Genomic DNA, 22,048 nt, shown 5'->3' with positions numbered 1-22,048 from the left:
TCACACCGCCTCGATCAGCATGGCGCCGCCGAGCCCGCCGCCGATGCATTCGGTGGCGACGCCGCGCCGTGTGCCGAGTCGCTTCATCGCGTTGACGAGATGCAGCACGATGCGGTTGCCGGAGGTGCCGACGGGATGGCCGAGCGAGATCGCACCGCCATCGACATTGAGCCTTTCACGGTCGATCTCGCCGGCCGCACCGTCGAGCCCAAGGATCTCGCGGCAAAATTTGTCGTCGTTCCAGGCGGCGAGGCAGCCGAGCACCTGCGTGGCGAAAGCCTCATTCAGCTCCCAGGTGTCGACGTCCCTGATGGTGAGATCGTTGCGCTGGAGCAGCGGCGTCGCCGACATCACGGGCCCGAGTCCCATGATGCTGGGATCGAGCGCGGCCCAATGGCTGTCGACGATCGCGGCCTTCGGCGTCAGCCTGTGTTTTGCGACTGCCGCGTCGGAGGCCACAATCACCCAGGAGGCGCCGTCGGTGATCTGCGAAGAATTGCCCGCGGTGACCTGGCCCCATGGGCGCTCGAATACCGGCCGGAGCTTTGCCAGCGTCTCGGCCGTGGAGTCCGGCCGCACGCCGTCGTCGTGGTCGAAGAACTTGCCGTCGCGGGAGAACGCGGTCTCGACCTCGCCCTTCAGAAAGCCCGCGCCTTGCGCATGCGCGAGCCGGCGATGGCTTTCGGCGGCATAGGCATCGGACTGGGCGCGCGTAATGCCGAAGAGATGGCCGACGACCTCGGCGGTCTGGCCCATGTTGAGGTCGGTGATGGGATCGGTCAGCCCGCGCTCAAGGCCGATGATCGGCTTGAGATAGCGCGGCCGCAGCTTGAACGCGGCCGCAAGCTTCGCGGCGACGCCCTTGGCCGTGGCGAGGCCGGCGAACCAGCGCACGCCGGAATTCGGCCAGACCAGCGGCGCGTGGCTGAGCGCTTCGGTGCCGCCGGCCAAAATCATGTCGGCATGTCCCTCGCGGATGTAGCGGTAGGCGGTGTCGATCGACTGCATGCCGGAGCCGCAATTGATCTGCACGGTGAAGGCGACCATGTCCTCGCCCATGCCGAGCCGGAGCGCGGCGACGCGGGCCGGGTTCATCTCATCCGCAATGACGTTGACGCAGCCGAGGATGACCTGATCGAAATCGGTGGGCGAAAACGGCTGGCGCGCCAGCAGCGGCCGTCCGCACTGCAGGGCGAGATCGACCGGCGTGAACGGCCCGGGACCGGAACGTGCTTTCAGAAACGGCGTCCGGCTGCCGTCGACGATGAAAACCGGTCGTGCCATCAGCTCGCCGCCCTCTGTTCACCGAGTTCCTGGAAGAACTGATGCACGTCGCCGGTTTTCTTGTAAATCGGCGACAGCGCCTCCGGCGCAAAATCGTCGACCTCGATCACTTTTGTGACGGCTTCATGAGCCGCAGCGAGCTGCTCGCCCTCGGCCTGCGTGATCACGCCCTTGGTCACGGCGTCTTTCCAATCGCTTATATGCGCGGCGCGCATGCGCTTGGCGATCGCATCCGTACCCGTCACCAGCTTGAACGCGCGCTCCAGCCGGGCAAATCCGCCGTCGTCGTTGACATGGGCCAGATCCGGCGTGAGGCGCTCGCGCGCGGCCGTGGGCTCCAGCACGAGGCCTGCGCATTGATGCACGACGCGGTCGGACGGGCCGAGCACGCGGGCGCCGAACGGCTGGACCACGAGCTTGAGGATGGCAGCCACGAAACGGTTAGGCAGATTGGCAAGGATTTCGGCCAGCCGATTCTCGATGGTCTTGAAGCCGGTCGCCATGCACCATTCGAGCGCAGCAAAATCCTCCTTTTGCCGCCCCTCGTCCTGCCAGCGCTTTAGCGCGGCGGAGAGCAGATACAGCTCGGACAGAATGTCGCCGAAGCGCGCCGACAGCATCTCCTTGCGCTTGAGCGCGCCGCCGAGCGTCAGCAGCGCCATGTCGGCGCAGAGCGCAAACGCCGCCGAATAGCGCGAGAGCTGGCGATAGAACGGCGTGGCGTCGCCCGCATCGGGTGCAAGCGCAAACGCACCAAAAGTCCAGCTCCGCCCGAAGGCGCGTAGCAAGGTATTGAAGCTGTGGCCGACATGCTTCCAGAACGCCTTGTCGAACGCGGTGAGGCCGCGCTCGCGGTCGGTGTCGGCCAGCGCGTTCATCTCGTCGAGCAGATAGGGATGCGCGCGGATCGCGCCCTGCCCGAACACGATGAGGTTCCGGGTGAGGATGTTGGCGCCCTCGACGGTGATGCCGACGGGGACGGCGCGGTGCAGATTGCCGAGATAGTTTTGCGGACCATCGATCACGGCCTTGCCGCCATGGATGTCCATGGCGTCGTCGACCGCGATGCGCATCCGCTCAGTCGCGTGCAGCTTCATGATGCCGGAGATGACGGCGGGATGAACGCCGGCGTTCAACGCGGCACAGGTGAGCCGGCGCGCCGCGTCAAGCTGATAGGCGGTGGCGACGATACGCGCGAGCGGCTCCTCGACGCCCTCGAATTTGGAGATGGAGATGCCGAACTGCTCGCGGATGCGGGCATAGGCGCCGGTGGTGCGCGCGGCATAGGCAGCACCGGCCGCCGACAGCGACGGCAGCGAGATGCCGCGACCGGCGGCAAGCGCGGTCATCAGCATCTTCCAGCCCTGCCCGAGCCGTTCTTGACCGCCGATGACATAGTCGAGCGGGATGAAGACGTCGCGGCCCCGGTTCGGTCCGTTCTGAAACACCTGCATCGACGGCAGGTGGCGCTGGCCGATCTCGACGCCGGGGAGATGGGTCGGGATCAGCGCGACGGTGATGCCGAGCTCCTCCTGCTGGCCGACGAGGTGATCGGGATCATAGGCCTTGAAGGCGAGGCCCAGCAGCGTCGCGACAGGACCGAGCGTGATGTAGCGCTTGTGCCAGTTGAGCCTGAGGCCGACGACCTCTTGTCCCTCGAAAGTGCCCTTGCAGATGATGCCGGTGTCGACCATCGAGGCGGCGTCGGAGCCGGCCTCCGGGCTGGTGAGGCCGAAGCAGGGAATGTCGCGGCCGTCCGCGAGGCGCGGCAGCCAGCGCTCCCGCTGCTCCCTGGTGCCGAAGTGCATCAAGAGCTCGCCGGGTCCGAGCGAGTTCGGCACCATCACGGTGACGGCGGCGGCGATCGAGCGGGTCGAGATCTTGCGCACCACTTCCGAATGGGCGTAGGGCGAGAAGCCGAGGCCGCCAAACTCCTTAGGGATGATCATCCCGAAGAATTTCTCGCGCTTGACGAAGGCCCAGACGTCCGGCGGCAGGTCGCGCCATTCCCAAAAAATCTTCCACTCGTCGAGCATGGCACAGAGCTCGTCGACCGGGCCGTTGAGGAAAGCCTGCTCCTCGGCGGTCAGCTTGGCCTGCGGCACCCTCAGCAGCTTCGACCAGTCGGGATCGCCGGTGAAGAGATCGGCATCCCACCAGACGTCGCCGGCCTCCAGCGCCTCGCGCTCGGTGCCGGACATCGCCGGCAGCACGCCGCGCGCCCAGGAGAAGATCGGCTTTGTGATTTTGTCGCGGCGGAAGCTCATGGCGGACCTCATGCATCGGCGCGGTGACAGGGCATTTTAGCGGAAACTGGCCGGGGCAAGTGAACACTTCGGCGGCAAAATTGACGCGGCCGGGCGGCCGCCCCCGGGACCATAACGGCCAGGGCGTGGGGGCAGTTCCGGGGAGGATGGGTGCATAAGCGCCCACCGTCATTCCGGGGGACGCGAAGCGTGAGCCCGGAATGACGGTGGAGAGAGAGGCGAGCGGCCTAATCCGGCCGGACCATCTCGAACATGTTTTCCGGCTTGATCTCAAAGTAATCGCCGCGACGGCCGGCGCGTACGATGGGGCGGGCGGCGGCGGTCTGGTAGACGCCGTCCTTGATCATGGCCTTGTCGATATGGACGGCGACGACCTCTCCGAGCGTCAGCCAGGCATCGGCTTCCTTGCCGTCGGCGCCCTTGAGGCGGACGATGTCGGACACCTTGCACTCGAAAGCGACCGGGCTCTCAGCCACGCGCGGCACATTGACGAGCTTGCCGGGCACGGCGGTGAGGCCGGCGATCTCGAACTCGTCGACCTCGGGGCCGACATGCGCCGCAGTGGCGTTCATGTGCTTGGCGAGATCCATCGTGGCGAGATTCCAGACGAACTCGCCGGTCTGCTGGATATTCTCGACCGTGTCCTTCCAGTTGGTGGAGGAGAAGCCGATGATCGGCGGGACGTAGCAGAACGCGTTGAAGAAGCTGTAGGGCGCGAGATTGACGTGGCCCTTGGTGTCGCGCGAGGAGATCCAGCCGATCGGCCGCGGCGCGATGATGGCGTTGAAGGGATCGTGCTTGAGGCCGTGGCCCTTGGAGGGCTCGTAGAAGTAAAGGTCTTTGTCGGTCACGCGCTGTTTCCTTTTCGTCATTGCGAGCGCAGCGAAGCAATCCAGAATCCCTCCGCGGAGACAGTCTGGATTGCTTCGCTGCGCTCGCAATGACGGAGTTTGTTGATCCGTCGTTGCCCGGCATCATATGCCAAGCGTCGGATCAGCTTATAAGGCGAAATTCCCCGCCCGTCAGTGGCGCGGGGACAGACCCGCGATGACGAAATCGATCATCTGGTCGATGGTCGGGCCCGGCTTGGTGGCGCACTGGGCGATCATCTGGGGGTGGAAGAACCGCATCATCGCGGTGCAGGCGCACATGGAGGCCAGTTGCAGGTCCGGCGCCTCGAACTCGCCGGAGGCCACGCCTTGCGCGATCATCTGGCCGATCGCCGTGGTGATCAGCTCCATATGGGCGACGCAGACCTCCCAGTCCTCCTGCATCGCGATCTCGACCATCTCATGCAGCTTGTTGTCGCCGACATAGCGCTCGGTGTTCATGCGATGGATGGTGGTGAGCAGCTCACGGAAGCGCGCCAGCACCGGACCGGGTCGCGCCACGATCCGCTGCGCCTCGAGCTCGACCTCGCCCATCAAGCTCCGCGCCACCGACTGATGGATCGCCTTCTTCGATTCGAAGAAGCGATACACGTTGGCGGGGCTCATCCGGAGCTCCTTGGCGATGTCGCCCACCGTGGTCTTCTGATAGCCGATCTGGCGGAACAGCCGCTCGGCCACCTCGAGAATGCGGTCTCGGGTGTCGCCTTCGATATGTTCCGAAATCAGGGCCATCAATCAGGACTCGCTCGTCGCTAGTCTTCTCACTTATTCAGCCGCTTCAGCAAGCGGAATTGCGTGCTGGTCATCGCTCCCATGCTGCGGCGCGGCAGGCTGCTCGGGCGTGCCGGCCTCATCCAGGCTCTTCCTGAACCACAGGGCGTAGAGGCCCGGCAGGTACAGGAGCGTCAGGAATGTCGCGACAAACAGTCCTCCCATGATCGTGATCGCCATCGGGCCCCAGAAGGCCGAGCGCGACAGCGGGACCATGGCCAGGATCGCGGCGAGCGCCGTCAGCACCACCGGACGGGCACGGCGGACGGTGGCCTCCACGATCGCCTCGCGGCGGGTGAGACCGTGCGAGACGTCGGTCTCGATCTGGTCGACCAGGATGACCGCGTTGCGCATGATCATGCCGGCGAGCGCGATCAGGCCGAGCAGCGCCACGAAGCCGAACGGGGCATTGGCAATGTTGAGCCCGAAGGAGGCGCCGACGATGCCGAGCGGCGCGGTCAGGAACACCAGGATCAGGCGCGAGAAGCTCTGCAGCTGGAACATCAGCAGCGTCAGCATCACCATGACCATCAGCGGGAAGAGGATGAAGATCGAGGCGTTGCCCTTGGCGGATTCCTCGAACGCACCGCCCGGCTCGATACGGTAGGCCGGCTCGAGGTTGTCCTTGATCGCCTGCAGCTTCGGCGTGATCTGGCCGGTGACATCGGGCGCCTGCACGCCGTCGACGACGTCGGAGCGCACGGTGATCGCCATGTCGCGGTTACGCCGCCACATGATCGGCTCTTCGTGGGCATATTCGATCTTGGCGACCTGCTGGAGCGGCACGGCCACGCCGTTACGCGAGGTGATGGTGAGATCGCCGACGCCGCCGAGGTCGAGGCGTTCGGACGGGACCGCGCGCGCGACCACGCCGACCTTCTCGATGCCGTCGCGGATGGTCGTGACCGGCGTGCCCGAGATCAGCAGCGCGAGTGCCTGCGAGACGTCCTGCGGGGTCAGGCCCATGGCGCGGGCGCGATCCTGGTCGACGACGAGCTTGAGGAACGGCGACTGCTCGTTCCAGTCGAGCTGGACGTCCTTGACGCTCTTGTTCTGCCGCATGACGTCGCGGACCTGATAGGCGATCTCGCGCACCTTGTTGGCGTCGGGGCCGATCACGCGGAACTGGACGGGGAAGCCGACCGGCGGACCGAAATTGAAGCGGTCGACGCGCACCCGCGCCTCGGACAGGAAACCCTCGGCAGCCGCGTTCTCGATCTTGGCCTTGATGCGCTCGCGCGCCTCGACACCCTTGGCGACGATGACGATCTCGGCAAAGGCCTCGTTCGGTAGCTGCGGGTTGAGGCCGAGCCAGAAGCGCGGCGAGCCCTGGCCGACATAGGCGGTATAGGTGTCGATGTCCTTGTCGTCCTTCAGCAGCGTCTCGGCCTTCTTCACGGACTTCTCGGTGACGTTGAAGGCGGTGCCCTCGGGCAGACGCAGCTGGAGGAACAGCTCGGGCCGCTCCGACAGCGGGAAGAACTGCTGCTGGACGTGGCCGAAGCCGACGATCGAGGCAATGAAGACACCGACGGTCGCTGCCACGACGGTAATGCGATGATTGACGCACCACTGAATGATGGCGCGCAGGCTGCGGTACATGCGGGTCTCATAGACCGCGTGCGGATCGTGATTGTGGTGCACCTTGATGTTGGGCAGCAGCATCACGCCGATATAGGGCGTGAAGATCACGGCCACGAACCAGGACGCAACCAGCGCGATCGCCACGATCCAGAAGATGCTGCCGGCATATTCGCCGACCGCGGAATTGGCAAAGCCGATGGGGAGGAAGCCAGCGGCCGTGACCAGCGTTCCCGTGAGCATCGGAAACGCAGTTGATTCCCAGGCAAAGGACGCCGCACGCATGCGGTCCCAGCCCTGCTCCATCTTCACCACCATCATCTCGACCGCGATGATGGCGTCGTCGACGAGCAGGCCGAGCGCGATGATCAACGCACCGAGTGTGATGCGGTGCAGGTCGAGCGACATCACGTTCATGACGATGAAGACGATGCCGAGCACCAGCGGCACGGACAGCGCGACCACGATGCCGGTGCGCCAGCCGAGTGCCAGGAACGAGACGAACAGCACGATGACGAGCGCTTCCATGAAGGAGTGCACGAACTCGCCGACGGCGTGCTCGACCACCTTGGGCTGATCGGCAATCAGCTTGACGTCGACGCCCTGCGGCACCGCCTTCATGAATTCGGCGGTCGCCTTCTCGACCTCCTTGCCGAGATCGAGGATGTTGGCGCCCTTGGCGGTGACGACACCGATGCCGATCGCGGCCTTGCCTTCCTGGCGCACGACGAAGCTCGGCGGATCGACATAGCCGTGGGTGACGGTCGCGATATCGCCGAGACGGAACACGCGGCCGTTGCTCTCGACCGGCGTCTCGGCGACGGCCTTGGCGCCGTCGAGCGCGCCGGTGACGCGCAGCGGCACGCGCTGCGACGAGGTCTCGACCGTGCCGGCCGCCGTCACGTTGTTCTGCTTGGCGAGCGAATCGAACAGCGCCTGCGGCGTGATGCCGAGGGTGGCGAGCTTGGCGTGGCTGAATTCGACGAAGATGCGCTCGTCCTGATTGCCGTAGACGTCGACCTTGGTCACGCCCGGCACCTTCAACAGGCGCTGACGGAATCCTTCGGACACCTTCTTGAGCTGGGCATAGTCGGCGCCGTCGCCGGTCATCATGTAGAGGATGGAATCGACGTCGGAGAACTCGTCATTGACGACGGGTCCCAGGATGCCGGAGGGCAGCTGGCCCTGCACGTCCGCGAGCTTCTTGCGCAGCAGGTAGAAGAGATAGGGCACGTCCTTCGGCGGCGTCGAGTCGCGGAAGGTGACCTGGAGCGCGGTGAAACCGGGCTTCGAATAGGTCTGCACCTTCTCGAAATAGGGCAGCTCCTGGATCTTCTTCTCGATGGGGTCGGCGACCTGCGCCTGCATTTCCTGTGCGGTCGCGCCCGGCCACAGCACGGAGACGTTGACCACCTTCACCGTGAAGAACGGATCCTCGGCGCGGCCGAGCTTCTGATAGGAGAAGAAGCCGGCGACGCCGAGCACAAGCATCAGGAACAGGACCAGCGTCGGATGGCTGACAGCCCAGGCCGAAAGGTTGAAGCGCTTCATCGCACTCTCCGAAAGACGATCCAGTTGTTAAAAACGACAGCCATTCTGTTCAAACCGTCGTCGCGAGGCAGCGAAGCAACCCAGGGGGCTGGGCAGGTTCTGGATCGCTTCGCCGCTTCAGCCCCAGCATTTGCGCTTGGGCCGAAACTCTCCTCGCAACGACGAACTCGTAAACTTAGAAGGACAGCGACGAGACGATCCGCACCCGTTGGCCCGGATCGAGCTTCTGCACACCGAGGGCGACAATCTTGGCGCCCTCTTCCACACCGCTGGTGATGACGACGTCGTTGCTCTCGTAGGACTTCACCGTCACCGGCTTCAGCGTGATACCGCCGTTGTCGTCGACGACGTAGAAGGAGGGCTTGCCGCCTTCGTTGAACAGCGCCGACAGCGGCAGCCGCGCGACGCGCTCGGTCGCGGCGTCCGACAGCGTCAGCGTCGCGGTCATGCCGAGCGCAACCTTGTCGTCGGCCTCGGGCAAAGAGAACTTTGCGAGATAGGTGCGTGTGGCCGGATCTGCCGTCGGCGCGATCTCGCGCAGCTTGGCCGTGTACTTCTTGTCCGGCTCGGACCAAAGAGTGACGCTGGCGGCGCCCGATTTGGCACGTCCGACCAGCGTCTCAGGGATCGCGACGACCGCTTCCTTTTCGGCAAAGCGGGCGACGCGGATCGAGGTTTGGCCTGCGGCAACCACCTGGCCGGGCTCGATCAGCGTTGCGGTGACGACGCCACGGGCGTCGGCGTTGAGCGTCGCGTAGGAAAGGGAATTTTTGGTGAGCTCGACCGAGCGGACGGCACGGTCCAGGCGCGCGCGGGCCTCATCGGCGGCGGCGCGGCTCGAATCCATAGCCGCATCCGTGGTCCAGCCCTTGGCCTTCAGATCCTTGGCGCGCTGCTCGGCGGCGGCCGCCTGGGCCAGCACGCCAGTCGCGGCGGTCTGCTCGGCGACGGACTGTTCGGCCTGGAGCTTCAGATCGACCTCGTCGAGGGTCGCGAGCGGCTGGCCGATTTCGACGGTCTGGCCGACTTCCACAAGGCGTTTTGCAACTTTGCCGGCGACGCGGAAACCGAGATCACTCTCGATCCGGGGCCTGACGGTGCCGACGAAGCTGCGCTCCGGCGTCTCGGCATCATAATGCGCGGTTGCGACCAGAACCGGCCGCGGCGGCTCGGCCTTTTGCGCCACGGTATCATTGCACCCGGCCAGGGAGGCTGCCATCAACGCAAGTGAGACACCTGCAAAGAGCCTGGAATAGCTCGATAAAACTGACCGAACGAACATCGAAGGACACTCCTGCCGCTGCAATGAGAGGAATGTCGACTAATCACTGATGAAAGTCAATATTCGTCAGTCATCAGGAAAGCGTGATCGTTAAGGGGTGGTAAGGATTGCGAGGAAGGCCTCGGGAAGGTGTGATTGTAGTGCGGGCAAGCGCAACGTACCCACCACGTTGGCCCGGGAGATGATGGTGGGCACGGCGCGGAAGAGCGCGCCTTTGCCCATCCACAAAGCTTCCTTACCGGCCCACAAACTCGTGCTTGGTCTCGTGGCCGCCGACGAAGACCAAAATGCTGGCGATCAGGGGCAGCACGGCGAGCACGAGCAAGCCGGTCGAGGTCTGGCCGGTGGCTTCCTTGACCCAGCCGATCAGATAGGGACCACCGAAACCGGCGAGATTGCCGATCGAGTTGATCAGCGCGATGGCGCCTGCCGCCGCGGTGCCCGACAGCCAGGCGGTCGGCAGGGTCCAGAACACGCCGAAGACGCAGAACACGCCGATGGCGGCGAAGGTCAGCGCCACCATCGTCATGGTGGGGTCGGTGAGATAGCTTGAGATGGCGAGCGCGATGGCGATCAGGATCATGGGCGCACCGACATGCATCACGCGCTCGCGCGTGGCGTCCGAGTGCCGCGCCCACAGGATCATCGCGATGGTGCCGAACACATAGGGGATCGCGGTGACGAAGCCGGTCTGCGCATTGGTGAGACCGAACGCCTTGACGATCTGCGGCAGCCAGAATTGCATGCCGTAGAGCGCGCCGACGAAACCGAAATAGACCAGGCTCAGCATGATCACCTTCGGCGAGGACAGCGCTTCGCCGAGCGACAGATGCTTGACGGCCTGCTTGGCCGCGATCTCGGCGTCGAGCTTCGCCTTGAGCCAGGCCTTCTGCTCAGCCGAGAGCCAGTCGGCCTTCTCGGGCCTGTCGGTGAGATAGAACCAGGTGACGATGCCGAGCAGCACCGAGGGGATGCCCTCGAGAATGAACAGCCACTGCCAGCCCTTCAGGCCCATGGCACCGTCGAGCCCGAGCAACAGGCCCGAGATCGGCGCGCCGATCACGGTCGAAATCGGCACGGCGATGGCAAAGGCGGCAAGGAAGCGGGCGCGATACTCGGCCGGGTACCAATAGGTCAGATAAAGGATGATGCCGGGGAAGAAGCCGGCCTCAGCGACGCCGAGCAGGAAGCGCAGGACGTAGAAGCTGGTGACACCGCTCACCATCGCCATCAGCGCCGAGATGATGCCCCAGGTCACCATGATGCGGGCGATCCAGCGGCTCGCGCCGAACTTCTCCAGCGCCAGATTGCTCGGCACCTCGAAGATGAAATAGCCGATGAAGAAGATGCCGGCGCCCCAGGAGAAGATCAGCGGCGTGAACTTCAGCTCCGCGTTCATGGTCAGCGCGGCGAAGCCGAGATTGACGCGGTCGAGATAGGAGAAGAAGTAGGCCAGCACCAGAAACGGAATCAGGCGCCAGGAGATGGCGCGAATGGTCGAGGTCTCGATTTCCGACTTGGCAGCGCCGGTGGAACCGGCATAGGTCGTGGTCTGGCTCATGGCTTCCCCCCGGGTTGTTGCTTTTGTGAGCTGATCCGGGGTTTTCAGCATCACGGGCAAAGAGTCAATGGAGCAAGCGATGCACGGGGCGCAGCCGGTCAACCCCATTGCGCTGCGGCAGCGTTCATTGATCCGCGCCGCACTCGCGCTGGTCGTGATCGCCTCCGGACTGGGCTTGCGCTGGTACGGCTTTCCGCTCGGGCTCCCCGCCTTCGTGGTGAAGTATGGCGGCTCGCTGCTGTGGGCGACGATGGTGTTCTTGCTGGTCGGGGTTTTGCTGCCGCGGCTGTCGCGGGCGCAGATTGCAGCTATCGCGATGGCCATCGCCGTCGTGGTCGAGCTTTCCCGGCTCGTGCACACGCCATGGCTCGATGCATTCCGGCTCACCACGGCCGGCGCACTGCTGCTCGGGCGCATCTTCTCGCTGTGGAATCTGGTGGCTTACGCGGTCGGGATTGCGTTCGGCGTCTGGCTGGACGATCGCGTTGCGAGAAATCCGATCTCGCGCCGGCGCGGCAAGCTCAATTCGCAGGAGGCCGGCTCGACCCGCGAATGATCAACTCCGTGGGCACTGTGAGACCACGGCCGCGCTCGATCTCGTCTCCCCGCATTCGCTCCAAAAGCATGATCGCGGCGTGGCGGCCCATGGCCGCCAGATCCCACTCGATCGACGTAATGGGCGGTGTATGCAACTCGGCAAGATCCGAGTCGCTCCCGGCGACCACCGAGAGCCGGTCTCCGACGGCAAGGCCCATCGTCCGCAGCGCTCTCAGGCAGCCGCCAAGCATGTCCATCGCCGCGACGAAGAGAGCCGTCGGGGTATTCGTTCCCCCCATGAGCGACGCCGTCGCCCGGTAGGCGTCTTCGCTCGAGAGCACGTTGTCCCGCACAAGCCGCGAATCGGGCGCGATGCCCGCCGCTGCATGAGCCTCGCGAAATCCTTCGAGGCGGCTTCGCGACGGAAAGGCCTTGGTATCGCCAACGAGCATGGCGATCCGACGGTGTCCGAGACCAAGCAGATGCCCCGTCGCAAGACGCGCGCCCTGGCGATGATCGGCGGTGACGCGATCGAGCGCTCCGACGCAGTCCCTGTCGATGAGCAGGACCGGCATCGGAGCCTCCGACAGCGCCTGACGCACGTCGCGGTGCTCCTCATCGCTCAGCGTCATCATCACGCCGTCGACCCGGCGCCTGCGGAAGGCACGCAGCAGGGAGATCTCCACGTCCGGGCGATTGGTCGTGCTCGCCAGAAGCAAGGTATAGCCGGCCTCACGCAACACCGCCTCGGCCTCCTTGATGAACAGCGCGAAGCGCGGGATGTCGAAATCGCGAATGGCGCAGGCCACCAGCCGCGACCGTCCCGCACGCATGCTCTGCGCCGTGACGTCGACCTCATAGCCGAGATCGGCCATGGCCCGTTCGACGCGCTCGCGCAGCTCGCGGGTCACCGTGGGATGGTCATTGAGCACGCGGGACACCGTGCCAACCGCGACGCCGGCTTCCCGGGCGACGTCCCTGACTTTTACGGTTTGCGGGCGCCGTGACTGTAACGACATGCCCCTTTATGAACCGGTTCATCGCTTCGAGCAAGCGCTCTCACTAATTTTTGGCTATTAATTGAGCATATGCGCGAGACCATTCGGCCAGAGATCGCGTTATGATGAACCGGTTCATTGACTCCGGCGCTGGACTTGCCAGTATGTGGCAGGGCGCACCGCCTCCTCATCGGACAGGTCCGGAGACATCTCAGCCATGCCACAACCCAAAATCGCTTTTGTTGGATTTGGCGAGGCCGCGCGATGCTTCGCGTCGCGTCTCGCGGCTCAGACAGGGGCACCGATGGCCGCCTTCTGTCAGGGCAAGACCAACGCTCCACCCTACTCCGAGGCCTTTCGCGCGCTGGCAGCAGGGTGCGGCGTTACGCTCGTCGAACGGCTGGACGATCTGGCCGACGCGGACGTGATATTTTCCGCGGTCGTCGTTGCCGTCGCAGCCGAGACCGGCGAGGCCATATCCAGGATCGTGCGTCCCGGCTCTCTCGTCGTGGACATCAACGCGGCGACGCCGCGCGCGAAGAAGCGTGTTGCGGAAGCCGTCGAGGCGCGCGGCGGCGTGTTCGCGGATGCGAACCTGATGGGATCGGTCGATCTCTACGGCGCCGCGGTCACGCTCTACACGTCCGGCAGCGGCGCCGAGCGCTTCGCGGACATCTTCAGGCCACTCGGCTTCCGTATCGAGCTGGCGGGACCCGAAGCCGGAACGGCAGCCGCCGTGAAGATGCTGCGGAGCGTGGTGACGAAGGGCATGGAGGCCCTGCTGGTGGAAGCACTGACCGCCGCGACTCTCGCCGGCGTGCGCGACGAAACCATGCGCGGGCTCTGCACATCGATGGATGCCACCAAGTTCAGCAAATTCCTGGACATGTGCGTCCGCTCCGACGTGCTGCACGCCGAGCGCCGCGCCGTGGAAATGGACGGCGTGGCCGCGGGCTTGCGGGAATTGGGCCTCGATCCCCTGATGGCCACCGCCACGGCGGAGCGCTTGAAGGTCTCGGCGCGGCTGGGCCTGCGGGAGGAGTTTGCGCAACGTGCTAGCTATTCGGCCGACGAAGTGCTGGACCGATACGCGCATGTTGCCGCGCGAGGCGCGGGCGAACTCGAAGGCGGGCCGCAGGCAGGTCGACGATGACGCTCAGTCCGCCAATTGAAACCGCTCGAAGCGGTCGAGCTCGTCCTCGATCTTCTGTTTGAGCTCCTTGCGCCCAGCCGTTTTCTTGCCCTGCCCGACCCAGGTCCATTTCTGCATCAACAGCTTCTTTGCCTGCCGGTCGGTCTTCAGATCGAGCGCGGCGACGATCTCGTCGCCGACCAGCACCGGAAGCGCGAAATAGCCGAGCTTGCGCTTGGCCTTCGGCACATAGGCTTCGAACAAATGATTGTAGCCGAAGATGAGATTGGTGCGCTTGCGCTGGATGATCAGGGGATCGAACGGCGAGAGGATGTGGACCAGATCGGGCGACACCTCATGCATCTCCAACGCCGCGGGCGCAGCCCAATGCTCCTGCTTGCCGGCGCCTTCGATCGCAACGGGCACGAGCTCGCCGCGGCGGACACGCGAGGCAACCAGGCCGGTCACCGCCTTCTTGCTCGGTGCATCCAGGTGGCAAATCGAATCCAGGCTCACCACGCCCTGCGAACGCAGCGCGCGGTCGAGCAGATAGGCCGTGATGTCCTTGCTCGATGCCGGCTTCGGCAGCTTGTCCCAGCCGAAATGGCGCGTCATCAGGTCATAGGTCTTGAGCATGCCCTGGCGCTCGCTGACGGTCGCGACGCCCGTGTAGAAGGCGAGCTGCAAGGCGCGCTTCGAGGGCTTTCGGCTCTGCCAAAGGTGCTCTCTCTCGGTGAGCACGTCATCCTCGATATCCCGGATCGTCAGCGGGCCGGCGCGCAGCCGCCGCATCACCTTGCGCGTGTCGGCAGGCTTCACCGAGGCGTACCATTTGTGCCCCTCGCGGCGGTGCTCACGCATCGCAGGGAGGAAGAAGCGGAAGTCACTGGCCGGCACATAAGAGAGCGCGTGGGTCCAGTATTCGAACACGCTCCTGTCGACGCTCTGGGCCTGGCGCAGATCGGCACGGCGGTACGACGGGATGCGGCTGAACAGGATGTGGTGGTGGCTGCGCTCGATCACGTTGATGGTGTCGATCTGCACATAGCCGAGATGGGCGATCGCATCCGCCACGGCGTGCGCGCCCTCCCCGAACGGTGCGCGCTCGTCCAGCCTCTGGGCGTGGAGCCAGATCTGCCGGGCCTGTGTCGTGGTGATCGGAAGCGGTTTGGGCGCGCGTGACATTGCGGAATGCAATGTAGCGGGATTCGCGTCGGGAGAAAGAAGCGGACCGGAGACAACAAAAGAAAAAGCCGCGCTGCCAGCTGCTGACAGCGCGGCCGGATGATGGGCGCCGCGCGCCTACTTCATCGACATGGCCTTTTGCGACTTCATGTAGTGCATGCAGGCGCTCTTCATCTTGCCGTTGCTCATGTCGGTGTTGGCCATGGCCATTTCCTTGTTGGCCGCGACCTTGGCCGGCGTGTCGGCCGTTCCGCCCATCATGGCAGCGGATTTCATCATGTTGTCCTTGGTGCACGCCATCATCGCGGCGGATGCAGGGGACAGCGAAAGGGTGAACGCGACAAAGGCTGCGGCCGTGAGCAAGATCTTCATCGAAAAGTCTCCTCCGTAAAAACCAAACCGGCGCCATGCCGGTATGCGTTAGTACGTTTTTCCAGAGAGAATGTTTCGCGGAGAAGAAATTTTTCTTGCTGCGGTGCGAAGCGGATGAGCCTAGCGGCCGTCCTTCGGTGCCTTGGGCCGGTCGCCAACACTGCCGGTGGCGACATCAGGCTCGCACGAGGCCTTGCCGCGCCCCTCGGACTGGCAGCGATAGACGCTGCCGGTGAGACGGTCGACCAGCCACATGTTCTCGTCGGTCGGCCCGTCGAGGCCGACATAGCGGGAGGTCAGCCCCGTGATCAGCGTCGACAGCAGGATCGCCACAGCGATCATCGCCGCGCCGATATAGATGGGCATGGCGTTCAGAGAGACGGTCCGATCCGGCGGGCCATTGCGATAGAACTCACGCTGATAGTCACTTGGCCTCGGCACTGGACGGAACTCGGCTCCCCTTGTCTACGATTGGTGGCGAGAACTCCTGCTAGGCGCGCATCTGGCCGAAAGCTTGTTCGCAGGCAGGCCATGCGGCGACGGCTTTGCGACGATCGATGTGCATTGGTTTCTGAAGCGATGAGGCGGCCCCAACGACCGCCTCATCGTTTGCGATGGTTCCGATTTCAGCGGCGGCCAAACAGTCCGCCCATCATGTGACCGAACACCGCGCCGGGCCCGGCCATACCGCCGCCACCACCGTGAGCGCGGCGGCCACCGCCGGAGGAGCGGCGGCGCGCGGGTTCGTCCTCGGGCTCGTCAGAGGTGGCAATGCGGCTGGAGACGATCTCGGACTGCATTGCCTTGTGCTGGAGCTTGTTGAGATAGCCGGTCGCGGGATAGCCGCGCGCCGCCTGCCAGCGCTTCATCACGGAGCGGGTCTCCTCGTCGAACTTGCCGGTCGCCTTGATATCGAAGCCGAGGCCGGTGAGGCGGCGCTGCACATCGCGGCGCTGGTTCTTGTCGAGGCCAATCTGGTCCTCGGAGACCTGGTCGGCCGCGTCCGTGAAAGTGGCGGGATCGACTCCGCCGGTGAGATTGCGCGTCGTCGTCGAGGGCCCGTCCTGGAGCGCGGCAATGCGGGCGAGCGCCAGCGGCTTGAAGGTGCCGTTCGGATAGTTGGTGAGGTAGGCGTTGAGCTCCTCGACCTTGTTGGTGTCCTTGATCGAGCGCCAGAACTCGAGCTCGACTTCGCCGGCCTGGGCAAAGGTCGCAGGTCCCGCGGCATCCGGCGCCGGCGCGGCGGACGGATTGAGATAGACCGTGCCGGTCAGATTGGTGTGGCCCCAAGGCAGCTGCGCCTTGTTGGTCTCGTCATTGACCTGGGCCCGGACCTTGGTCATCGCCTGCTGGATCTCGAGGCCGGGAGACGCGATGTTGGCAAGGAGGGCGCGGGTAAACGGGCTGTTGGTGCCGGCCTCGCCGTCGAGCGCGGTCTGGCCGGGACCGGTCGCGAACGCGATCAGCGTGCCCTCGCCCGACTTCATCTCGGCAAGGCCGCTTGCGACGTTGACGGACCGCGTCGCCTTGGCCGAACGGATTTTTGCGGCGAAGGGATTGTCGCGGCAGGCATCGAGGAACACGAGCTTCACCTTGGCATCCGCCATGGTCTGCTCGAGCGTGAGATCGACATTGATCGCCGCGCCCAGCTTGACGTCCATCTCGGATTTAAGATCGGCGTCCACAGGCAGCAGATAGTTGGTGCCGTTCACCGCGATGCCGTGGCCGGCATAAAAGAACAGCGCCACGTCGGCACCTTCGCTCTTCTTGCCGAATTCGAGCAGCTTCGCCGTCATGGCGTCGCGGGTGAGGTTCGCACCCTCGACCACATCGAAGCCGACATTGCGCAGCACCCGCGCCATCGATTTGGCGTCGATCGCGGGATTCGGGAGCTGCGGGACATTCTTGTAGGCAGCGTTGCCGACCACGAAGGCGACGCGCTTGTCGGCGAGCGCCGCGTTGCCGCTGAAGACGAAGGCCGCGAGGGACATGGCCGCGAGCAGGAAACGCATGGTCTTTCTCCCCGGATCCAGAACCACCGATGCGCCCAGTGTGATCTCCTCCACAGACACTGAATGTGATCTAGATCACGTTGGGATCGCGGCAGATCGAACTGGCCGCAAAAAAGACTCGACGATACCGATTCGGCCACATCCCTGCTGAAGCCCTACGGGCCGGCTGGGCGGCCAAACCGCGGCGAAATGCGCTGGATTGAGCCCAGTCACCACCGTCGCCACCGTGACCAGGATCACATCAGGGCCTTTGAACCTGCCCTAGGCTCGCAGCATCAAATCGCCATCAGGCGTAACAGCGAGGATATGACAATGACCCGTTTCAATAAGTTCTTTGCACTGAAGGCGATTACTCTGACGGCCGCGCTGTCGATGACGGCGAGCTTGGCCTTGGCCGGCGACAACAATGTCTCCGCAGGCCAGATCCTGGACGCGCTGAAGCCGAAGCCCGCGACTCGGGGCCTGTCCGTCGGTCCGCAGGCCGATCCGACCGCGCAGGCCAAGGAGGCGACGTTCCTGAACACCGTGCGTAACCGCTCGACCCGGTCGCTCTCGATGGGCGAGCGCGAGCAGATCGCCGAGTTAGCTGCGACCAAGCCGAAGATCGATCTGGAGATCCAGTTCGACTACAACTCGGCCGACATCGCCAAGACCTCGGTATCGTCGGTGCAGGCGCTCGGCAAGGCGCTGTCCGATCCGGCGCTGAAGGGCTCGACCTTCGTGGTCGCCGGCCACACCGATGCGGTCGGCACCGAAGAGTACAACCAAGGCCTCTCCGAGCGTCGCGCCGACACCATCAAGAAGTACCTGGTGCAGAACTACGGTCTCACCGGCACCGATCTCGTCACGGTCGGCTACGGCAAGACCAAGCTGAAGGACACCGCCAACGGCGCCGACCCGATCAACCGCCGCGTCCAGGTCGTGAACATGGACACCAGGACCGCGTCGAAATGATCTTCGCGTGATCGCCATACGACACACGCCGCCTGCCGCTCCCTCGGCAGGCGGCGATGTCATATCCAGCTCTGGAACAGCATCAGCCGGTTGAAATTCTGCATCGACACGCCGATGAAGGCTGCCGAGATCGGCAGCATCAGCGCGAAGCCGATCGCAGCCAAGCCGACATAGGCCCACAGCAGCCAGCGCGGCAGCCCCGCTCGTCGCAGCACATAGACCAGCGCAAGCGACGCAACGGTTGCGGCCGGCAGATAGTAATAGATGAAGCCAAGCGTGCGCGGCAGCAGGGCCCAGGCGAGCCACGAGCCGAAATAGAACGCCCCGATCAGGAACGCATCCCAGCGGCGCGCGACGACGACGTCGCGCAGCACCACGGCGAGCGCGAGCAGCGCCGGCCACGCGACCAGCGGATTGCCGAGGAAGACGACCGCCGAGACGTTGTCCTCCGCAATTTTGTCGAACAGGAACCACACCGGACGCGCGAGCAGCGGCCAGGACGGCCACGAGCTCATATAGGTATGGCCGGCGATCGCAGTCGTCGTGTTGTCGGCAAAGATCCGGCGCTGCGCCTCGATCAGATCCGGCAGCGACAATCCATAGAGCGGAACGAAGCTGGCGAGGTATGTCAGCGCCGGCAGCACGGCAAAGCACAGCGCGACATGAGCCGCGCGAAGGTCGGGCCAGAGATCCGGCCGATACCAATCGTCCGGCTTCGCGTCGGCGAATAGCGTGCGCCAGCCCTGCATCAGGCGGATCAACGCGACGATGGCGATGCAAACTCCCAGTGGAAACAGGCCGCTCCATTTGCAGGCCGCGGCGAGACCGAATAGCGCTCCCGCGAGCGCGAACAACGCATGCGGGCGTTGTTTCCGAAATCCATGCATGAAGGCGGCAATCGCGAGCAGGCCAAAGCCCAGCGCAAAGATGTCGAGCATCGCGATGCGCGCCTGCACGTATAGCATCTGGTTGAACGCAGCGATCAGCGCCGCCGCGATCGCGGGCCCTTGCGCGGCGAACAGCGCAAGCCCGCACAGATAGATCGCGACGATCGCGAGCGCGCCGAACAGCGTTGCCGGATAGCGCCAGCCGAGCGCGTTGTCGCCGAAGGCCACGATCGATGTCGCGATCAGCTCCTTGGCCAGTGGGGGATGCATCGGATTGAGCATTGGCTGCGACATCGATGGCGACAGCATCTGCCGCGCCGCCGGCACATAATGCACCTCGTCGAAGACGAACTTCTCCGGCGTGGTGAGACCGATCAGCAGCGCCAGATGCGCGATCAGGAAGATTGCGACAGCAATCACTGCGCTCCGCGACACCTTCGGAACCGCAGGCAATTCGAGCGACTGCTGTGGGGCTATTTTGCGTGGCAAATTGGCTTCACCGCGGAGAAAAACAAAGACGGTACTTTTCATTGAACGCATTCTGCCGCAACTGTCACTAAGCATAGCGCACGTACCGCACCGCTTGTGATAAATTCACCACATCAGAAGCGTGCGCGATCAGGGACACATCGATCGGTTGCGACATGAATTTGCGTTTCTGGCTCTTCCCAACTCTGTTGTCGACCGCATTGTGTGCAGGCGCGCAGGCGCAGACACGCGTCGGCGAAGCCGTATTGATCCAGAACGACGTGGCGCGCGTGGCCGCGACCACCACGCCGATCAATGTCGGCGACAGCATGCTGCGCGACGAGACCGTGCGCACCGGCGCCGACAGCGCGGCGCGCTTCGTCATGGCCGACAGCACCAACCTGTCGCTCGGCCCCGGCGCCACGCTGAAGCTCGACCGCACCGTCTTCAACGACGAGCACAGCTATCGCGACGTCGCGATCCGCATGACCACAGGCGCATTCCGTTTCGTCACCGGACATTCCGAGAAGGCCGCCTACAAGATCACGACGCCGCTCGCAACCATCGGCGTGCGTGGCACCACGCTCGACATCCTCTCCCAGCGCGGACGCTCCGTCGTCGTGCTTCAGGACGGTGCCGCCAGCGTCTGCACGACGAGCTTCCAGTGCGTGCAGCTGACCCAGCCCGGCGACACCGCCGTGATCACCTCGACCGGCGGCAAGGTCTCTATCACCAAGACCAATACGCCGCCCTGGACGTTTGCCGCCAACTGCGCCGCAAGTGCCGGGCTGTGCTCGGTCAACCAATATGCCGATGCCTCGCCGACCGCCACGCCCGCCGTTCATGACGACGGCATGCTGTGCGGGCGGTGACGATGGCGAAACTTCACTTCAAGCGAGTCGTCCTCACCGTCGCACTGACCGCGACGGCTGCGCTTGCGCTTGCTACCTTCAACGCCCGTCCGACCGCGGCCCAAGCGGCGACGTGCGAGTCCGAGTGCGGTGGGCCGACGCCCAATCCGTCGCCGACCTATTCTCCATCGCCTTACCCGTCACCGACCTATTCGCCGTCGCCGACACCGACACCCACGCCAGCGCCCTCTCCTTCGCCGAGCCCCTACCTGTCGCCCTCGCCGAGCCCGTATCCACCGCCTCCACCGACGGGCCCGACCGGCGCGGATTCCAGCGGCAATTCGATCGGCGGCCTCGCGGGCCAGCGCTTCAACCAGATGATCACCAACCGAGTGCTCGGCACGGTGCTGCTCGGCGTCAACGAGCAGGTCAATTGCAGCGACTGCATCAGCGCGTTCGGCTCGGCCGGCTCGTTCTCGGCCGGCATCCACGGCCGCAAGGAGCTCACCAACAATCTGTCGCTGCTCGCCGGCATCGCCTACACCCAATACAACGAGGGCGGCTATCACATCACCAGCGCGCCGATCGGCGCCTTCGCGCTGCGCTACGACTTCACGGACTGGGGCTCGTCGCGCCCGTTCTTCGACATCGGCACCATCCTGACGCCGTGGGAGAAGGCGCGCTACACCCGCAGCTACAACACCAGCCTCGGCCCGGTCAGCGTCACGGGCTCGACCAACGCCTCGAACTACGCGGTCTACGGCCGCGCCGGCTGGATGAGCCGCGTGTCACCGCGCGACGAGGTCGCAGCGTCCATCGAGGTCTGGCAGCTCTGGCAGCGCGTCTCCGGCTATTCGGACGGCGCGGTCGCATTCAATCCATTCGACGCCAATATTGCGACCGGCACCGACCGCACCAGCCTGGTCAAGATCGGCGGGCAGTGGACGCATCTGTTCGGCAGCAACATCGAGACCAATATCAATGGCGGCTGGGTGCAGTCCTTCGCTGGCCATAGCGGCATCGTCGCCACCGTCACCGGCGACGGCACGGTGGTGCCGACCATGGGCAACCAGGGCTGGTTCGAATATGGCGGCCGCCTCGGCTTCCGCGTGCAGAAGGGCTGGATCGTGGATCTGTTCGCCAACGGCACGCTGGGCCCGCAGCCGGTGGGGAACACGATTCATGGCGGTGTGGGGCTGAGGATCAATTATTAGCACGAGGCTTGCGGAAAGCAGCCCCAACCTCCGCTGTCATGCCCCGCGAAAGCGGGGCATCCAGTACGCCGCGGCCCATCGGCTCAATCACTGCCGTCTCGGCGTACTGGATCGCCCGGTCAAGTGTTTAGACCGGACAGATCACTGACAGGTGTTCGGAGACATAGCTGACACATCAAACTGGGCTGGATTGGTCGATTCGGGAGGCCGTCCATGCCCTGGAACGAGGTGTCGGTAATGGATCAGCGACG

Annotated in this window: 18 protein-coding genes; 5 read left to right on the top strand and 13 right to left on the bottom strand. The window is 64.7% G+C overall.

All coding sequences use genetic code 11. From position 1 onward, the window contains the following. The 7 genes from B5V03_RS30770 to B5V03_RS30735 form a co-directional block, all read right to left on the bottom strand. On the bottom strand, positions 1–1,284 hold the full coding sequence (locus tag B5V03_RS30770; protein ID WP_129274153.1) for an acetyl-CoA C-acetyltransferase: 1,284 nt from the start codon (positions 1,282–1,284) through the stop codon (positions 1–3). Further along, positions 1,284–3,551 (bottom strand): acyl-CoA dehydrogenase, encoded by a 2,268-nt coding sequence (locus B5V03_RS30765; protein WP_164988403.1) that lies wholly within the window; start codon positions 3,549–3,551, stop codon positions 1,284–1,286. Before B5V03_RS30765 ends, B5V03_RS30770 begins: the two co-directional genes overlap by 1 nt. A 227-nt stretch (positions 3,552–3,778) precedes the next feature. Further along, positions 3,779–4,402: a flavin reductase family protein gene (locus tag B5V03_RS30760; protein WP_129274151.1), complete on the bottom strand. Its 624-nt coding sequence runs from the start codon at positions 4,400–4,402 to the stop codon at positions 3,779–3,781. A gap of 171 nt (positions 4,403–4,573) precedes the next feature. After that, the gene (locus tag B5V03_RS30750; RefSeq protein WP_129274149.1) at positions 4,574–5,173 is read right to left on the bottom strand and encodes a TetR/AcrR family transcriptional regulator; all 600 of its coding nucleotides are present in this window, start codon (positions 5,171–5,173) and stop codon (positions 4,574–4,576) included. A 33-nt stretch (positions 5,174–5,206) separates the two neighbouring features. Beyond that, positions 5,207–8,344 carry an efflux RND transporter permease subunit gene (locus tag B5V03_RS30745; RefSeq protein WP_129274148.1) on the bottom strand — a complete coding sequence of 1,046 codons (3,138 nt, stop codon included), beginning with the start codon at positions 8,342–8,344 and terminating at the stop codon, positions 5,207–5,209. Between the two features lie 175 nt (positions 8,345–8,519). Continuing rightward, entirely contained in the window at positions 8,520–9,626 is a 1,107-nt protein-coding gene (locus B5V03_RS30740; RefSeq protein WP_129274147.1) for an efflux RND transporter periplasmic adaptor subunit, read from the bottom strand. 235 nt (positions 9,627–9,861) lie between these two features. Beyond that, a complete protein-coding gene (locus B5V03_RS30735) occupies positions 9,862–11,187 on the bottom strand; it encodes an MFS transporter (protein ID WP_129274146.1) in 1,326 nt (441 codons plus the stop codon). A 79-nt stretch (positions 11,188–11,266) separates the two neighbouring features. On the opposite strand from B5V03_RS30735, the gene B5V03_RS30730 reads away from it, so the two are divergent. Next, positions 11,267–11,743 carry a DUF2809 domain-containing protein gene (locus B5V03_RS30730; protein WP_164988402.1) on the top strand — a complete coding sequence of 159 codons (477 nt, stop codon included), beginning with the start codon at positions 11,267–11,269 and terminating at the stop codon, positions 11,741–11,743. Here the strand turns inward: B5V03_RS30730 and B5V03_RS30725 are convergent. Then, entirely contained in the window at positions 11,709–12,743 is a 1,035-nt protein-coding gene (locus B5V03_RS30725; protein WP_129274144.1) for a LacI family DNA-binding transcriptional regulator, read from the bottom strand. The two genes, B5V03_RS30730 and B5V03_RS30725, sit on opposite strands and share 35 nt — an antisense overlap. A gap of 196 nt (positions 12,744–12,939) precedes the next feature. On the opposite strand from B5V03_RS30725, the gene B5V03_RS30720 reads away from it, so the two are divergent. Beyond that, positions 12,940–13,875, top strand: coding sequence for an NAD(P)-dependent oxidoreductase (locus B5V03_RS30720; protein WP_129274211.1), 936 nt, complete (start codon positions 12,940–12,942; stop codon positions 13,873–13,875). Between the two features lie 3 nt (positions 13,876–13,878). On the opposite strand, the gene B5V03_RS30715 is transcribed toward B5V03_RS30720, so the two are convergent. The 4 genes from B5V03_RS30715 to B5V03_RS30700 form a co-directional block, all read right to left on the bottom strand. Then, positions 13,879–15,039 carry a winged helix-turn-helix domain-containing protein gene (locus B5V03_RS30715; RefSeq protein ID WP_129274143.1) on the bottom strand — a complete coding sequence of 387 codons (1,161 nt, stop codon included), beginning with the start codon at positions 15,037–15,039 and terminating at the stop codon, positions 13,879–13,881. 117 nt (positions 15,040–15,156) lie between these two features. Next, positions 15,157–15,411: a hypothetical protein gene (locus B5V03_RS30710; RefSeq protein ID WP_129274142.1), complete on the bottom strand. Its 255-nt coding sequence runs from the start codon at positions 15,409–15,411 to the stop codon at positions 15,157–15,159. A 120-nt stretch (positions 15,412–15,531) separates the two neighbouring features. Continuing rightward, positions 15,532–15,777, bottom strand: a complete 246-nt coding sequence (locus B5V03_RS30705; protein ID WP_129274210.1) for a hypothetical protein — start codon at positions 15,775–15,777, stop codon at positions 15,532–15,534. Positions 15,778–16,037: 260 nt separating this feature from the next. Further along, positions 16,038–17,423: a caspase family protein gene (locus tag B5V03_RS30700; protein WP_164988401.1), complete on the bottom strand. Its 1,386-nt coding sequence runs from the start codon at positions 17,421–17,423 to the stop codon at positions 16,038–16,040. Between the two features lie 312 nt (positions 17,424–17,735). Between B5V03_RS30700 and B5V03_RS30695 the strand changes: the two genes are divergently transcribed. Next, positions 17,736–18,377, top strand: a complete 642-nt coding sequence (locus B5V03_RS30695) for an OmpA family protein (protein ID WP_129274141.1) — start codon at positions 17,736–17,738, stop codon at positions 18,375–18,377. Positions 18,378–18,436: 59 nt separating this feature from the next. Here the strand turns inward: B5V03_RS30695 and B5V03_RS30690 are convergent, their stop codons facing one another. Then, a complete protein-coding gene (locus B5V03_RS30690; RefSeq protein ID WP_129274140.1) occupies positions 18,437–19,828 on the bottom strand; it encodes a phospholipid carrier-dependent glycosyltransferase in 1,392 nt (463 codons plus the stop codon). A gap of 80 nt (positions 19,829–19,908) precedes the next feature. On the opposite strand from B5V03_RS30690, the gene B5V03_RS30685 reads away from it, so the two are divergent. Both B5V03_RS30685 and B5V03_RS30680 read left to right on the top strand, forming a co-directional pair. Continuing rightward, positions 19,909–20,604 (top strand): FecR family protein, encoded by a 696-nt coding sequence (locus B5V03_RS30685; protein WP_129274139.1) that lies wholly within the window; start codon positions 19,909–19,911, stop codon positions 20,602–20,604. Positions 20,605–20,606: 2 nt separating this feature from the next. Continuing rightward, positions 20,607–21,797 (top strand): hypothetical protein, encoded by a 1,191-nt coding sequence (locus tag B5V03_RS30680; protein WP_164988400.1) that lies wholly within the window; start codon positions 20,607–20,609, stop codon positions 21,795–21,797. Positions 21,798–22,048 lie beyond the last annotated feature (251 nt).

The sequence above is a fragment of the Bradyrhizobium betae genome (assembly GCF_004123905.1).
GTDB classification, from domain to species: domain Bacteria; phylum Pseudomonadota; class Alphaproteobacteria; order Rhizobiales; family Xanthobacteraceae; genus Bradyrhizobium; species Bradyrhizobium betae_A.
This window is presented reverse-complemented; position numbering and strand designations above follow the sequence as displayed.

Excerpts from the sequence above, each read along its gene's own strand:
- B5V03_RS30750 (WP_129274149.1), bottom strand. The coding sequence starts at position 5,173 with ATGGCCCTGATTTCGGAACATATCGAAGGCGACACCCGAGACCGCATT.
- B5V03_RS30700 (WP_164988401.1), bottom strand. The coding sequence starts at position 17,423 with ATGCGTTTCCTGCTCGCGGCCATGTCCCTCGCGGCCTTCGTCTTCAGC.
- B5V03_RS30735 (WP_129274146.1), bottom strand. The coding sequence starts at position 11,187 with ATGAGCCAGACCACGACCTATGCCGGTTCCACCGGCGCTGCCAAGTCG.
- B5V03_RS30710 (WP_129274142.1), bottom strand. The coding sequence starts at position 15,411 with ATGAAGATCTTGCTCACGGCCGCAGCCTTTGTCGCGTTCACCCTTTCG.
- B5V03_RS30715 (WP_129274143.1), bottom strand. The coding sequence starts at position 15,039 with ATGTCACGCGCGCCCAAACCGCTTCCGATCACCACGACACAGGCCCGG.
- B5V03_RS30725 (WP_129274144.1), bottom strand. The coding sequence starts at position 12,743 with ATGTCGTTACAGTCACGGCGCCCGCAAACCGTAAAAGTCAGGGACGTC.
- B5V03_RS30680 (WP_164988400.1), top strand. The coding sequence starts at position 20,607 with ATGGCGAAACTTCACTTCAAGCGAGTCGTCCTCACCGTCGCACTGACC.
- B5V03_RS30740 (WP_129274147.1), bottom strand. The coding sequence starts at position 9,626 with ATGTTCGTTCGGTCAGTTTTATCGAGCTATTCCAGGCTCTTTGCAGGT.
- B5V03_RS30765 (WP_164988403.1), bottom strand. The coding sequence starts at position 3,551 with ATGAGCTTCCGCCGCGACAAAATCACAAAGCCGATCTTCTCCTGGGCG.
- B5V03_RS30695 (WP_129274141.1), top strand. The coding sequence starts at position 17,736 with ATGACCCGTTTCAATAAGTTCTTTGCACTGAAGGCGATTACTCTGACG.
- B5V03_RS30705 (WP_129274210.1), bottom strand. The coding sequence starts at position 15,777 with ATGCCCATCTATATCGGCGCGGCGATGATCGCTGTGGCGATCCTGCTG.
- B5V03_RS30770 (WP_129274153.1), bottom strand. The coding sequence starts at position 1,284 with ATGGCACGACCGGTTTTCATCGTCGACGGCAGCCGGACGCCGTTTCTG.
- B5V03_RS30745 (WP_129274148.1), bottom strand. The coding sequence starts at position 8,344 with ATGAAGCGCTTCAACCTTTCGGCCTGGGCTGTCAGCCATCCGACGCTG.
- B5V03_RS30690 (WP_129274140.1), bottom strand. The coding sequence starts at position 19,828 with ATGCTTAGTGACAGTTGCGGCAGAATGCGTTCAATGAAAAGTACCGTC.
- B5V03_RS30730 (WP_164988402.1), top strand. The coding sequence starts at position 11,267 with ATGCACGGGGCGCAGCCGGTCAACCCCATTGCGCTGCGGCAGCGTTCA.
- B5V03_RS30685 (WP_129274139.1), top strand. The coding sequence starts at position 19,909 with ATGAATTTGCGTTTCTGGCTCTTCCCAACTCTGTTGTCGACCGCATTG.
- B5V03_RS30720 (WP_129274211.1), top strand. The coding sequence starts at position 12,940 with ATGCCACAACCCAAAATCGCTTTTGTTGGATTTGGCGAGGCCGCGCGA.